The organism is Burkholderia sp. SCN-KJ (assembly GCF_024656005.1).
GTDB lineage: Bacteria > Pseudomonadota > Gammaproteobacteria > Burkholderiales > Burkholderiaceae > Burkholderia.
The window spans coordinates 12,218-24,920 of the sequence record NZ_JANKOG010000009.1; the positions used below are offsets into that span (position 1 = coordinate 12,218).

Here is a 12,703-nt window from a genome sequence, read left to right on the forward strand (position 1 = left end):
AACGTCGAAAGGTTGCGTGACATTCGGGTTAGGTTCCAGCCACATCGAGCTGTGCAATAGTCCAAACTTGATTGAGCTCTTCCGAGTGAGGCAATCGTCATCTTGAGACACCCGGATCTGCTGCGCAAACTGGGGACACGTTCATATTTGACAGTGAAAATGAAAATCATCACGGCTGCGGAAGCTGCAATGCTGGTTCCCGATAATGCCGTCATCGCGATTGGTTCGTCCGCTGGTTTGAACTGCCCGGACCTAACACTCAAGGCAATCGGAGAGCGCTTCTGCGCAGAAGGAAGTCCGCAGAACCTCACGGTTTTCTCGCCTATTGCTGCGGGCGATATGTATGGCATCAAGGGCATTGACCATCTGGCCAAACCCGGACTCATCAACACGATTCTCGCTGGCTCGTACCCGAGCGGCCCTTCGTCCCGTCCGTCCCCTGCAATCTGGGAAATGATCGGTCGCAACGAGCTGGCCGCATACAATCTTCCGTCTGGCGTCATGTACGACATGGCACGCGACGCAGCGGCCAAGCGTGCTGGCGTTTTGACCAAGGTCGGTCTGGATACTTTCGTCGATCCTCGCCAGCTTGGCGGCAAGATGAATGAGGCCGCTGAGCGTCGCGGCGATGTGGTCAATCTTGTTGAGTTCGGTGGAGAACACTGGCTTCACTTCCCGAACCTGTATCCGCAGGTCGCCATCATCCGAGGAACGACGGCTGACGAGCGTGGCAACGTATCAATGGAGCACGAAGGCGCTGTGCTCGGTATGGTGGACCTTGCACTTGCGGCGCGCAATTCCGGTGGAATCGTCATCTGTCAGGTCAAACGGATCACGGCAGCTGGTTCAATCCCGGCTCATCGCGTTCACATCCCCTCCACGTTGGTGGACTTCATCGTTGTCGACCCGCAACAAGCGCAGGCGACGGAGATTTCCTACGATCCGGCTATTAGTGGTGAGGTTCGTCGACCGATTTCCTCGTTTGAACCTGAGCCATTCAATGTTGACAAAGTCATTGCAAGGCGAGCGGCAATGGAACTCGTCGAGGATTATGCCGTGAACCTCGGCTTCGGCATATCGGCCCTCGTCCCGAAGATTCTGATTGAAGAAGGACAGGCTGAGTCGGTTACTTGGGTAATCGAGCAGGGCGCTGTCGGTGGCGTTCCCCTTACCGGATTTCCTTTTGGTTGCGCCGCGAATGCGCAGGCCATCTTTCCCACCCCGCAGCAATTCACTTACTTTCAGGGCGGTGGTTTCGATTGCTCGCTCTTGTCGTTTCTCGAGGTCGATTCGGACGGCAGTGTCAACGTATCGCGTTTGCCCGCACGACCCTACCTGACGGCAGGCTGCGGTGGGTTCATCGACATCACCGCGCGAGCGCGAAAAATCGTCTTTAGTGGTTATTTCACCGCCGGGGGGCTTCAGGTTGTCGCCAAGGACGGCGTCTTGCAGATTCTGCAGGAAGGAAAGATTTCAAAATTCGTGCCGAAGGTCGGCCACGTCACGTTCAATGGGCGTGGGGCAACCGAACGCGGCCAGAACATCACCTACGTGACGGAGCGTTGCGTTTTGAAGCTGATCAATGGCGTGCTTACGATCGTCGAGGTGGCACCCGGCATCGATCTTGAAAAGGATGTTTTGGCGCGATCGGGGATACCGCTCAAAGTGGCGGATGACGTCAAAATGATGGACCCACATCTTTTCATGCCGGAGCCGTTCGGCCTCAATCTCGCACTTCAGAAGTGAGTGCTGATATGGCTACGACTCTCATCAGTAACGCCTCTTTTGAGGCGACCATCGCGGCGCCAGGTGTCGTCCTGATTCGAATCCTGGCAGAACCATTGGGGGTCTTCACAGTCGCGGCTCGTCGCGAGCTTACGTCATTTCTGGAGACTGTCGCGTCGAAGCACGATGCACGGTGCGTTGTCTTGACGGGTCGAGGCAAAGGGTTTTCGGTAGGCTCGAACATCAAGGAGTTCGAGGCGACTGCTGAATGGATTGATTCCGCACGGGTAGTCGAGACCAACCTCGCCGAGATGATCGAGCGAGGACCAGTCCCTGTCATAGCGGCCTGCAATGGTCACACGTTAGGAGGCGGTCTCGTGATGGCGCTGGCATGCGATTTTCGCATTGCAGGGCGGAGCGCGACGTTCGGATTTCCGGAAGTGAAGTTGGGCGCGATGGCAAGTTCGAGTGGAACACAGCGTCTCCCGCTTCAGGTTGGGCGAGGACATGCACTCAAGTTAATGCTGACAGGGCAACCGATCGATGCGCGGGAAGCTTATCGAATAGGGTTAATCGAGGAACTCGTCGCTGACGAGGAACTGGAGCGGAGGGCAATCGACGTCGCTCGCGAGATCGCCGCGGTTTCTCCAAGGGCGGTTTCTGCGTCACGTCGTTGCGTATCGTCCGGGTTGCGGAACGGCTATTACGCGGGTCTGGTGATGGAAGAGGAAATTACGGTGCCGCTCGGCCTTTCCGACGACGCGATCGAGGGCAAGGCGGCGTTTGTCGAGAAGCGGGCGCCGCGCTTCGCTTGAGGAAAACTCAATCGAGTGCTCTGGCTGGATGCAGATCGAACCAGTGTACTTAGTGGTTTGCCGAATCGAATGCCGAATGAGCCGAGCACCAAATCACACCGACGTGACGTTCCGCGTTCAGCAGCGTACTCTGCGAAGCTTGATGATCACCATAACAGCAAAGGAAATCTTGAATGTTGGACATTTCATTGGCGCCTGTAATTGTCGTTGCGCCGGATTCGTTCAAGGGATCCCTTTCTGCCAGTGAGGTCGCACGAGCGATCACCGGCGGGATTCTGGAGGCACTTCCGCATGCCGTTGTGAGGCTATGTTCAATGGCGGATGGTGGAGAAGGGACGCTCGACGCGATGATCAATGGAGGAGGGCGGCGCATCACACATACTGTGAGGGGCGCTTGTGGTCATGAACAAGCGATTGACATCGGTATTACGCTGGATGGTAGTGCAGTCATCGAAACTGCGGCGATTGTCGGACTCACGGACCCGGTGGGAACCGCGATCGGCGTTGAGGAGCGGACGACCTATGGTGTCGGTGAGGCAATTCGCGCCTGCCTTGATCTGGGGATTCGGCGAATATTCATCGCACTTGGCGGAACCAGTACGAACGACGGCGGCGCTGGAATGCTTGCTGCACTCGGAATGACGCTGCTCGACCAGAATGGAGGCGCCGTCGAACCGACCCTGAATACGCTCTCGAAAATCAAATATGCCGACTTGTCCAATCTAGACGAGCGTCTCAAGGAGACCACGATCATTGGAATGTCCGATGTCGACAACCCTCTCGTTGGGGAGCGCGGTGCAACGGCGGTATTTGGTCGGCAAAAGGGGATATTGGTGGACCGGATACAGGACCACGATTTCGCACTTGCGCATTTTGCCGATCTTGTAGAGTCGGCGTTGGGCAGCTCACAGCGGAACGCGCGGGGAGCAGGCGCCGCGGGTGGACTCGGCTTTGCATTGCTGATGATGGGCGGCCGTCTCGAATCGGGGGCCGAAATCGTCGCGCGCGAAATTGGACTACCGGCGGCGCTGGAAAACGCCGAGTGGTTGATCACCGGTGAGGGGCGTTCGGACCGGCAGACTTTGAGCGGGAAGGCTCCGTTTGTCGCGGCTCAGTTCGCACGTGCTGCGAATGTGCCTGCGACGCTGCTGTCCGGTTCGCTCGACCCAGAATCCTTACCGGCACTGACCGAACATTTTGCTGGGTGCTTTTCGCCAGCTTATGGGCCTATAACGCTTGAAAGTGCGATTCAATTCGCGCCCGTACTACTCAGACAGGCAGCCGAGCAGCTAGCCCGGATGCGCTACGGGTGCCGATGGCCGTCATGACGGAGTAGAGACTGATGAATATCGCATGCCCGCGGCGTGCGGGCATTGTGACTCGGCGCTCGCATCGCAAGTCGTTGTCCGCTACGTGTGACGCCAGCTCGCCCAAGAGAACGATTGCGCAGCGAGCGACGTGAAGGCACCGTACTACGGATCGTTATCTGACGTTTTCGGAGGCTGAATTAGTCTGCGAGCGTATTCTGCGCCTACAAGAGACCGAGTCCCAACTCGTCGGCTTCGGTTCTCGCGGCTCGGATTGCTTCGTAGAAGGTCGGCTCCGTCGCAACATGTTTCCTGTCGACATGGACAAGCCAGTTGTTGAAAGCGAAGCGCCAGCGGATGCGCCGTTCTTCCAACAGCGCGGCGAACCAGCGCCAGACTGACGCGTCTTCGGCGTTGACGGCCGTCGCCGCGTCCGTGCGCGCCCGGTGCGTGTCAGCGGGATCCTGAGAGCCTATGTGATTGGCTACCTTCGACGCCTCCATATATTTTCCTCTCATCAGACGATATGTTCGCGGCGTAATGAGGCAATTTCCTGCTTGCCTAGCTTGAGCCACGTGTCGAGTACTTCATGAGTGTGCTCACCCAATATCGGTGGGGCTTGCCGATACTGGACAGGCGTCTCGGAGAGGCGAATGGGATTGGCCACTGACGGGACTGTGCCTGAGAGAGGGTGAGCGAGGTCAACCTGCAATCCACGTGTCTTGACATGTGCATCGGCGAATACCTTGTCAAGGCTGTTGATCGGCCCGCAAGGCACGCCGGCGGTTTCCATCGCGGAGACCCATTCATCGGTCGAGCGCGTGACTGTAACGTCTCGAATCATCGCAATCAACGCGTCGCGGTGTGCGACCCGTTGCGGATTCGTCGCGAAACGCGGGTCGCTCGACCACTGCGCTCGGCCCAACGCGGCACTGAGGCTCGCGAACTGTCTGTCGTTACCGACTGCAATGATCATATATCCGTCAGCAGTCGGGAAGTCCTGGTATGGGACGATGTTGGGATGCGCGTTGCCCATGCGTTGTGGCACGACACCTCCAACGAGGTAGTTGGCGGCTTGATTCGCGAGGCTCGCGATCTGTACGTCGAGCAGTGCGAGGTCGATGTGCTGCCCGCTGCCGGTTCGGTCTCGGTGCGAGAGGGCTGCAAGCACGGCGACTGCTGCGTATAGCCCGGTCATGACGTCCGTAAGTGCGACTCCGACCTTGACTGGACCTTCGCCGGCGGTGCCATCGGGACGACCGGTTAGACTCATCAGCCCGCCCATGCCCTGGATGAGGAAGTCATAGCCAGCACGCGACGCATACGGCCCTGTCTGTCCGAAGCCTGTAATCGAGCAGTACACGATACCGGGATTAACTGCCTTGAGACTGGCGTAGTCGAGCCCATACTGCGCCAGTCCGCCTACCTTGAAGTTTTCAAGTACAACGTCCGCCTTGGCTGCCAACTGCCTGACGAGCGTCTGGCCTTCCGGCCGGCCGAGATCGACGGTCACCGAGCGCTTGTTCCGGTTGGCGCTCAGGTAGTAGGCTGATTCGCTCGTGGCTGCTCCGTCTTCGTCCTGCAGCCATGGCGGTCCCCAGGCACGTGTGTCGTCGCCGGTGCCGGGTCGTTCGACCTTGACGACGTCTGCCCCGAGATCGGCCAGTAGTTGACCAGCCCAGGGACCCGCCAGTACGCGGGAGAGATCGAGTACGCGCAGACCCGCAAGCGCGCCGTGTTCGAATGTCGTTTCCATGGCAGTTCAGAACGCCGCGATACCGGTGATGGCGCGCCCAAGGATAAGCGCGTGAACGTCGTGCGTCCCTTCGTACGTGTTGACGACCTCGAGATTCACGAGATGCCGGGCGATGCCGAACTCGTCACTGATGCCGTTTCCGCCGAGCATGTCCCGCGCGACGCGAGCGATCTCCAGTGCCTTGCCGCAGGAATTGCGCTTCATGAGCGACGTGATTTCGACGGCCGCCGTTCCTTCGTCTTTCATGCGGCCAAGCCGGAGGCATCCCTGCAACCCAAGCGTAATCTCGGTCTGCATGTCGGCCAGCTTCTTCTGAATCAACTGGTTCGCGGCAAGCGGCTTACCGAACTGACTGCGGTCGAGGACATACTGCCGGGCGCGATGCCAGCAGTCCTCGGCGGCGCCGAGCGCACCCCAGGCGATGCCGTAACGCGCGCTGTTCAGGCACGTGAACGGGCCCTTCAACCCGCGGATGTCCGGAAACGCGTATTCTTCCGGGCAGAAGACGTCGTCCATCACGATCTCGCCCGTGATGGACGCACGCAGGCCGACCTTGCCGTGAATCGCGGGGGCTGACAGCCCCGTCCAGCCTTTTTCGAGCACGAACCCGCGAATCGCGCCTTCGTCATCTTTTGCCCATACGACGAACACATCCGCAATCGGGCTGTTGGTGATCCACATCTTGCTGCCAGTCAGACGATAGCCGCCAGCGACCTTCTTCGCGCGCGTCGTCATGCTTCCCGGATCGGAGCCGTGATTCGGCTCGGTCAATCCGAAGCAACCTATCAATTCTCCGGTTGCGAGTTTCGGCAGATAGCGCTGTTTTGTCGCCTCGGTGCCGAACGCATGGATCGGCACCATCACGAGTGACGACTGGACGCTCATCATCGAGCGATAGCCGGAATCGACGCGCTCGACTTCCCGCGCAATCAGGCCGTAGCACACATAGCTGCTCCCGCCGCCGCCGTACGATTCAGGAATTGTCACGCCGAGCAGGCCGAGCGCGCCCATTTCACGAAACACCGCGGGATCGGTGTGCTCGCGTCGAAACGCGTCGAGCACGCGCGGCGCGAGCTGCTCCTGGCAATAGGCTTGCGCAGAATCGCGCACCATGCGCTCGTCTTCGGTCAACTGATGCTCCAGGAGCAAAGGATCGTTCCAGTGGAATGCTGCTGAATTGTGCTGATTGGTCATTTGTTGGTCACCGTAAGAGATGTCTTCAAGCAAATCTATCCGGGAAGTCACGCTTAAACAAACGATTTGTATGCACGCATATGTGCGAAAATCTCAATTCGTCATGTTACGTACGGATGGCCGCCACCATGCGCCGCAAGATTCCGTCCACCACGGGTTTGACTGCGTTCGAATCCGCCGCTCGGCATCAGAGCTTTACGAAGGCGGCAGACGAACTCGCTGTCACGCAAAGTGCGATATGCCGGCAAATCGGCTCGCTCGAAGAGCTTCTCGGCGTGAAGCTGTTCCGTCGCACGCGGCGCGGTGTCGCGCTGACGGACGCGGGTGCAGCTTATAGCCGGCGTGTCGCGTCGCGGCTCGATGACATCGAATGCGATGCACTCGAGGTGATGGCCAACGGCGGACAAGGCGGCACCCTTGAACTGGCGGTTGTGCCCACCTTTGCGACCAAATGGCTTCTGCCGCGCTTGCCGGCGTTCGTCGCGGAATATCCGGATATCACGGTGAACCTTACGGCGAGAACGCGTCCGTTTCTATTCGACGACACACCATTCGCCGCGGCGATTCATGCCGGATCGTCGCAGTGGCCGGGCACGGAGGGGGTGCCGCTCATGCGAGAAAGTCTGGTTGCCGTCGCGAGCCCGAAATTGATTGAATCGCGGGCAGCACTGATTCGGCCGGATTGGCGACGTTATCGGCTGCTGCAGCAAAGCACGCGTCCGTACGCATGGCGCGACTGGTTCGCCGCGCAGGGGCTGGAAGTGGAGGGCGATGTGTCCGGCCCGCGCTTCGAACTGTTTTCGATGTTGGCCGAAGCGGCCGCGCGTGGTCTCGGTATTTCATTGATTCCGCGTCTGCTGATTGAGGATGAACTCGAGCGAGGCATCCTCGTTCAGGTAGGGCGGTATGAACACCTGAGCAACAACACGTATTACCTGATCTATCCGGAAGCGAAGGCTGACCATGCGGTGCTGGCCACCTTCCGCACATGGATTGCCGCTCAGGCGGCGCAGTATCAGGCATCGCCGCCGAGTGTGAAGCAGGCATCCGGAACTTCGACGAGCGCGCGCTGATCTGGTTCACTCCCGTAAGCGCGCGGGCGAAAGGCGTTCCGCTGGCACATGGCCATTTTGACCGATGGGCGCGATCCGCTGCCGTCAAAGCACCGTGCACGCTTCGTCGAAACTCAGGCGAGGGCTACGGGGAAACAGTCCGACCGGATCACCATAGCCGAGACAGCACAGGAAGTTCGCACGTACCGTTGTGCCTTCGAAAAAGAGCGAGTTTACCAGTGCAGCGTTGAAGCCCGACAACGGTCCGCAATCGAGACCGAGTGCACGCGCCGCGAGGATGAAGTAGCCACCTTGCAACGAGCCGTTCCGAAAGCACGTGTCTTCGGCGAGCTCGGGCTGTTGCCGGAAGATGTCGCCTGCATCGGGGCGATGGGGAAACAGCTTCGGAAGCTGCTCATAGAAGCGCGTGTCGTATGCGACGATCGCGACGACCGGGGCCGTGCGGACTTTCTGGAGATTGCCGGGTGATACGGCCGACAGCAACTGCTCGCGCGCCTCGGGCGAACGGACGAAGGCGACGCGCATTGGCGAGCAGTTCATGCTTGTTGGCCCCCACCGGGTCAGTTCGTACAACTCGCGCAATAGCTCGTCGGACACCGGACTCGGCAGCCATGCATTTTGACTGCGCGCCTCCGTGAATAAGCGCTGTTGCGCATGGATATCGAGCGATTCGCTCATCGATGCTTGCTCCTGATTCGTTCGAGTTTGGATGGCCTGACCAGCCTAGGGACGCGTTGCCCCAACCATGAAAAACGCGACCGTCGATGGCGCATCGCCCTTGTTGCGCCACGCGTGACGCGTACCCTGCTGCACGACGACATCCGTCGGACGCAGCAGTGTTTCCTGTCCGTCGTCGACCTCGAGCCAGATCTCGCCTGACAGGACGATCGCGTAGTCGACGGTGTCGGTTGCGTGCATGCCTGGACAATCGGGCTCGAACGTCTGCGCGAGATCCGGCATGCGCGCGACGCACTCGGCGCCCGCCGCGGCCGGATCGAATCCGGGCGCCGACATCGTGCTGTCGGGCGGAAAGACGACGATCAGAAGACTCGTTCCGCCGGTCGGCGGAAGCAGGCCAGTCTGCCTGTTGGTGGGATCGGCGGATGATGCAGACAGAACGGGGAGGGGCGGCGTTGTCCAGACCTGCGCGAACGCATGGCCGGGAATCGACTGAAACGCGACGGTGCGAGGCGTCGCACCATCGGAAAGCACTACGGAACGGCCATCGGGGGCACGGCCGGTTACCACGCGTCGGATATGCATGAAGGTGCTCGCTGCTAGCCAGTGGATGCCACAGGCGCTCGGCCCTGGTTACTTCGGTCGAGCGCCTTCGTCCGGTTCAGGGGCAAATCACGTAATTGCTGAAGCCGCCGTTGCGGTTCTCAATACCGCCGAGCGCGGTGTTGATATCCTCGAGCTTGAACTTGCAATGCTCGAATACCGACAGATCCACCACACCCGATTCGACCATGTCGGCCATTTCCTGCCCTTGTCCGGCGGTAAACCACGCGGAACCGCTCAGCTTCTGGTCATTGTCCATCATGTAGTGCAGGTTGATCGGGACTTCGCCCGCTACGGCGCCGATGTTGACGAGATGGCCGCCACGCCGCAGCGTCTTCAGCGTGTCGCGCAGTGTCTGCTGTGGTGCGCCCGGTCCAAGCGCGTCGATGACCGCGTCCACGCCGGCGCCGTGCGTCACGCGCGTGGCCCACTCAGCGACCGACCCGTCATCCAGCGACATGACTTCGATGCGGTCCGGCGCGATTGCCTTCACGCGCTGCAGCAGTTCCCGATTGCGGGCCGTGCCGAGAATCTTTTTCGCACCCATCGCGAGACCGAACAGCGCGACGCCGAGGCCGAGCGTTCCGCTGATGCCGCTCACGAGGATGACGCTGCTCGGCCCGACCTCCGCCTTCTTCAGCGCGCGATAGGCTGTGCCCAGATAACCGAAGCGCGCCGCGGTCTCGTGGCTCAGGTTGTCGGGAATCTTCACGAGGCTGTATTGCGGCGCGGTCATGTACTCGCACAGGCCGCCGTACGGGTAGTCGTCGAAAATTGCCTGGGAACGCTCGCTGAATCCGAAGTATCCGTTGAACGTGTAGTACGGACATGCCGTCGTGTCGCCGGACCGGCAGGCTCGGCAACCGCCACAGTAGCGGGCCGGATTCACGTAGACGCGATCGCCCGCACTGAATGCATGGACCTGGCTGCCGACCTCTTCGATGACCCCGGTCGCGTCGAGACCGAAGATTGCCGGCAGCTTCGGCAGCGGGAGGTGGGGAAACCATTTCTGCCAGTTGCTCAACACGTTGCCGAGGTTCGGCACGATGCCGCACGCCTTGACCTTGACCAGTACATCGGTCGGTCGCGGCGACGGAACCGGAATCTGCTCAATCACCATCGGCTGGCCGACGTCGTGCATCCGTGCTGCCCGCATCATCTTCGTCATGTTTGTCTCCTGTTTGTCAGTATTGCAGTAACCGAATCTGGCGGCTGCGTCTGCGCGACATGCTCACGTGTCCATGCTTCGGTTACCGAGCCGGACGCCCGCGTTGTCGCAGGTCGTCCGTTAAATGCATGATATCAATTTTTGTGCATAAAAATAATTTTTTGCGTTGACCTATCGCAAACCGTCAAGTCCAGTGATGTCGGATGCCGCCAGTCCGCCAAGCCGCGCATGGACGCGTCCGCCCGTTGCCATCGCCAGTGCAAACGCAATCTCGTTGCGCCGCGGGCCGTCCCAGACGGTCACTTCGCACGTTCCAAAGTGGCTCCGGACGTACGACGCCTGAATGTGCCCCAGCGGAACCATCAATCGCGTGCCGACGCCGCCGATAGTCTTGGTGGACGGGACAATTGCCTTGGGGTCGCCCAGCGTCTCGCGCATCGCCCAGCCGCCTGCCTCGTGCCAGACGGCGCCATGCTCAAGCTCGCCATCTTCGCCCACGATCGCGCCCTTGCCGTACGCCTCCACCTTGGAAATCCCTCCGAGCTGCGCCGCCAGACGTGACGAAAGATCGGCTCCCAACTCGCGCAACGCCTGCATGAAGGGCAGCAAGTTGGGTTCGTACCGCCCTGCATAAGGGTTTGCGACGATCGCGGTTGCCACGCCGACCAGCAGGGGCTCGCCCAGCCGCTCCCCGCCTTCGTGCCAGACCTCTTCCAGATCCAGCTTGACCTTTCTTACGTTGACTAGCGACATCCTGATGCTCCAATGAAGTGGTTCGGATCTGCTACGTGCACGGCGCGGTGCCGTACACCTGCGCTTGCATTATATCCGCCTCCGTGTAATATGCACAAAAACATGTTTTGTGCCCAATAGGAGAAAGTCAATGAAGCTCATCTCATATCGCCGCGCTGGGAAGCGCGGATTTGGCGCCGTGAACGAGAGTGGCGTGGTCGACCTGGCATCGCGTCTCACCGGCGTCGCCGACCTCGCGACGCTGGTTTCGAACCGGGCGGCGCTGGATGATGCGCGACGGCTCGCTGCCGCCGCAGCCGCGGACTTCACGCTGGATCAGGTCGAACTCGACCCCGTCATCCCGCGCCCGAACAAGGTCATTTGCGTTGGCATCAACTACGTCGCGCATGCGGCCGAGGCGGGGCGCACGGTCGGGAAATATCCGGTCATCTTTCATCGGTATGCGGAAACGCTGTTGCCGCACGGCGCGCCGCTGGTCCGCCCGACCGTGTCCGACAACTTCGACTTCGAGGCCGAACTGGCTGTCGTCATCGGCAAGGGCGGGGCGCACATCAAGCCCGAGGATGCGATGGATCATGTCGCGGGCTACACCTGCTTCAACGACGCAAGCGTGCGCGACTGGCAATTCCATACGCACCAGTACGGGATGGGGAAGAACTTCCGAGGCACCGGCTCACTGGGTCCGTGGCTCGTCACTGCCGACGAGATCCCCGACTATCGCACGCTGTCCGTCCAGGGGATGCTCAATGGCGAATGCATGCAGACCGGCGAGCTCTCCGACCTCGCGTTCGACATTCCGGCGCTGATTGCCTACGTGTCGCAGGCACTCGACTGGCAACCCGGCGATATCCTCGCAACCGGCACGCCGAGCGGGATCGGCTTCAAGCGTCAGCCGCCGGTCTTCCTGAAGCCGGGAGATACGTTCGATGTGGTGATTCCCGGTGTGGGCACCTTGTCGAACCCTGTCGCCGATGAGGCTTGAACGAAATTCGATAGACATAACGAACAAGGAGACAGTCATGGCGGCATTGCCGAGAATTCAATTCACGCACTGCGGGATCTTCTGCACCGACCTCGAGCGGATGGTCGACTACTACCGCAGGATGTTGGGGTTCGTCGTCAGCGACAAGGGCGTCGCATCGACCGGCCATAACCTGTATTTCATGACGCAGGACCCCGAGATTCACCATCAACTGGTGCTGTTCGACGGCAAGCCGACGAACCTGCCATTTAACCCGGTCAACCAGCTGTCGCTGCTGATGGATTCGCTGGCCGATCTGCGGTCGTACTACCAGCGCGCGAAGCGTGCTGGTGTCCAGGGCATCGAGCAGGTCGACCACGGCAATGCATGGTCGATCTACTTCAAGGATCCTGAAGGCAACCCGCTCGAGCTCTATGTCGACAGCCCGTTCTTCACGGCGCAGCCGTGCCGCGAGCCGCTCGATCTCGATCTGGCGGCCGACGAAATCCTCAGACGAACGGAGGCGATGTGTCGGCGTCGCCCCGGGTTCCTGTCGCGCGAGACCTGGATTCGCGAAATGCGAGAGCGGATCGCCGCTCAACGCGTGGCGTTCGACGCATGAACAGACGACATTCGGGCATCACGCGATTCCGGTTCCGTGTGTGGGCGA

General features: G+C 60.3%; 13 protein-coding genes. 6 read left to right on the forward strand and 7 right to left on the reverse strand.

What is annotated here, in order from left to right:
• The first annotated feature begins 159 nt into the window (after positions 1-159).
• The 3 genes from NQV17_RS16460 to NQV17_RS16470 all read left to right on the forward strand — a co-directional run bounded on the left by NQV17_RS16460 (position 160) and on the right by NQV17_RS16470 (position 3,868).
• Positions 160-1,746, forward strand: a complete 1,587-nt coding sequence (locus tag NQV17_RS16460) for an acyl CoA:acetate/3-ketoacid CoA transferase (RefSeq protein WP_257773041.1) — start codon at positions 160-162, stop codon at positions 1,744-1,746.
• An 8-nt stretch (positions 1,747-1,754) separates the two neighbouring features.
• Entirely contained in the window at positions 1,755-2,540 is a 786-nt protein-coding gene (locus tag NQV17_RS16465; RefSeq protein WP_257773042.1) for an enoyl-CoA hydratase/isomerase family protein, read from the forward strand.
• Positions 2,541-2,713: 173 nt separating this feature from the next.
• Positions 2,714-3,868: a glycerate kinase gene (locus NQV17_RS16470; protein ID WP_257773043.1), complete on the forward strand. Its 1,155-nt coding sequence runs from the start codon at positions 2,714-2,716 to the stop codon at positions 3,866-3,868.
• Positions 3,869-4,071: 203 nt separating this feature from the next.
• Here the strand turns inward: NQV17_RS16470 and NQV17_RS16475 are convergent, their stop codons facing one another.
• The 3 genes from NQV17_RS16475 to NQV17_RS16485 are packed head-to-tail and all read right to left on the reverse strand — an operon-like array spanning position 4,072 to position 6,797.
• Entirely contained in the window at positions 4,072-4,350 is a 279-nt protein-coding gene (locus tag NQV17_RS16475; protein WP_257773044.1) for a hypothetical protein, read from the reverse strand.
• Between the two features lie 14 nt (positions 4,351-4,364).
• Complete coding sequence (locus NQV17_RS16480) at positions 4,365-5,603, reverse strand: CaiB/BaiF CoA-transferase family protein (RefSeq protein WP_257773045.1); 1,239 nt, start codon at positions 5,601-5,603, stop codon at positions 4,365-4,367.
• Positions 5,604-5,609: 6 nt separating this feature from the next.
• Positions 5,610-6,797: an acyl-CoA dehydrogenase gene (locus NQV17_RS16485; protein ID WP_257773046.1), complete on the reverse strand. Its 1,188-nt coding sequence runs from the start codon at positions 6,795-6,797 to the stop codon at positions 5,610-5,612.
• Positions 6,798-6,925: 128 nt separating this feature from the next.
• Here NQV17_RS16485 and NQV17_RS16490 point away from each other — a divergent pair, with 128 nt between their 5' ends.
• Complete coding sequence (locus NQV17_RS16490) at positions 6,926-7,870, forward strand: LysR family transcriptional regulator (protein WP_257773245.1); 945 nt, start codon at positions 6,926-6,928, stop codon at positions 7,868-7,870.
• Positions 7,871-7,954: 84 nt separating this feature from the next.
• Here the strand turns inward: NQV17_RS16490 and NQV17_RS16495 are convergent, their stop codons facing one another.
• The 4 genes from NQV17_RS16495 to NQV17_RS16510 all read right to left on the reverse strand — a co-directional run bounded on the left by NQV17_RS16495 (position 7,955) and on the right by NQV17_RS16510 (position 11,072).
• Positions 7,955-8,548: a malonic semialdehyde reductase gene (locus NQV17_RS16495; RefSeq protein ID WP_257773047.1), complete on the reverse strand. Its 594-nt coding sequence runs from the start codon at positions 8,546-8,548 to the stop codon at positions 7,955-7,957.
• A 45-nt stretch (positions 8,549-8,593) separates the two neighbouring features.
• Positions 8,594-9,133 (reverse strand): cupin domain-containing protein, encoded by a 540-nt coding sequence (locus tag NQV17_RS16500; RefSeq protein ID WP_257773048.1) that lies wholly within the window; start codon positions 9,131-9,133, stop codon positions 8,594-8,596.
• 76 nt (positions 9,134-9,209) lie between these two features.
• Positions 9,210-10,319 (reverse strand): alcohol dehydrogenase catalytic domain-containing protein, encoded by a 1,110-nt coding sequence (locus tag NQV17_RS16505; RefSeq protein WP_257773049.1) that lies wholly within the window; start codon positions 10,317-10,319, stop codon positions 9,210-9,212.
• A gap of 171 nt (positions 10,320-10,490) precedes the next feature.
• Positions 10,491-11,072 carry an amino acid synthesis family protein gene (locus tag NQV17_RS16510; protein WP_257773050.1) on the reverse strand — a complete coding sequence of 194 codons (582 nt, stop codon included), beginning with the start codon at positions 11,070-11,072 and terminating at the stop codon, positions 10,491-10,493.
• A gap of 130 nt (positions 11,073-11,202) precedes the next feature.
• Between NQV17_RS16510 and NQV17_RS16515 the strand changes: the two genes are divergently transcribed.
• Positions 11,203-12,054: a fumarylacetoacetate hydrolase family protein gene (locus NQV17_RS16515; protein ID WP_257773051.1), complete on the forward strand. Its 852-nt coding sequence runs from the start codon at positions 11,203-11,205 to the stop codon at positions 12,052-12,054.
• Positions 12,055-12,091: 37 nt separating this feature from the next.
• Positions 12,092-12,655, forward strand: coding sequence for a VOC family protein (locus tag NQV17_RS16520; protein WP_257773052.1), 564 nt, complete (start codon positions 12,092-12,094; stop codon positions 12,653-12,655).
• Positions 12,656-12,703 lie beyond the last annotated feature (48 nt).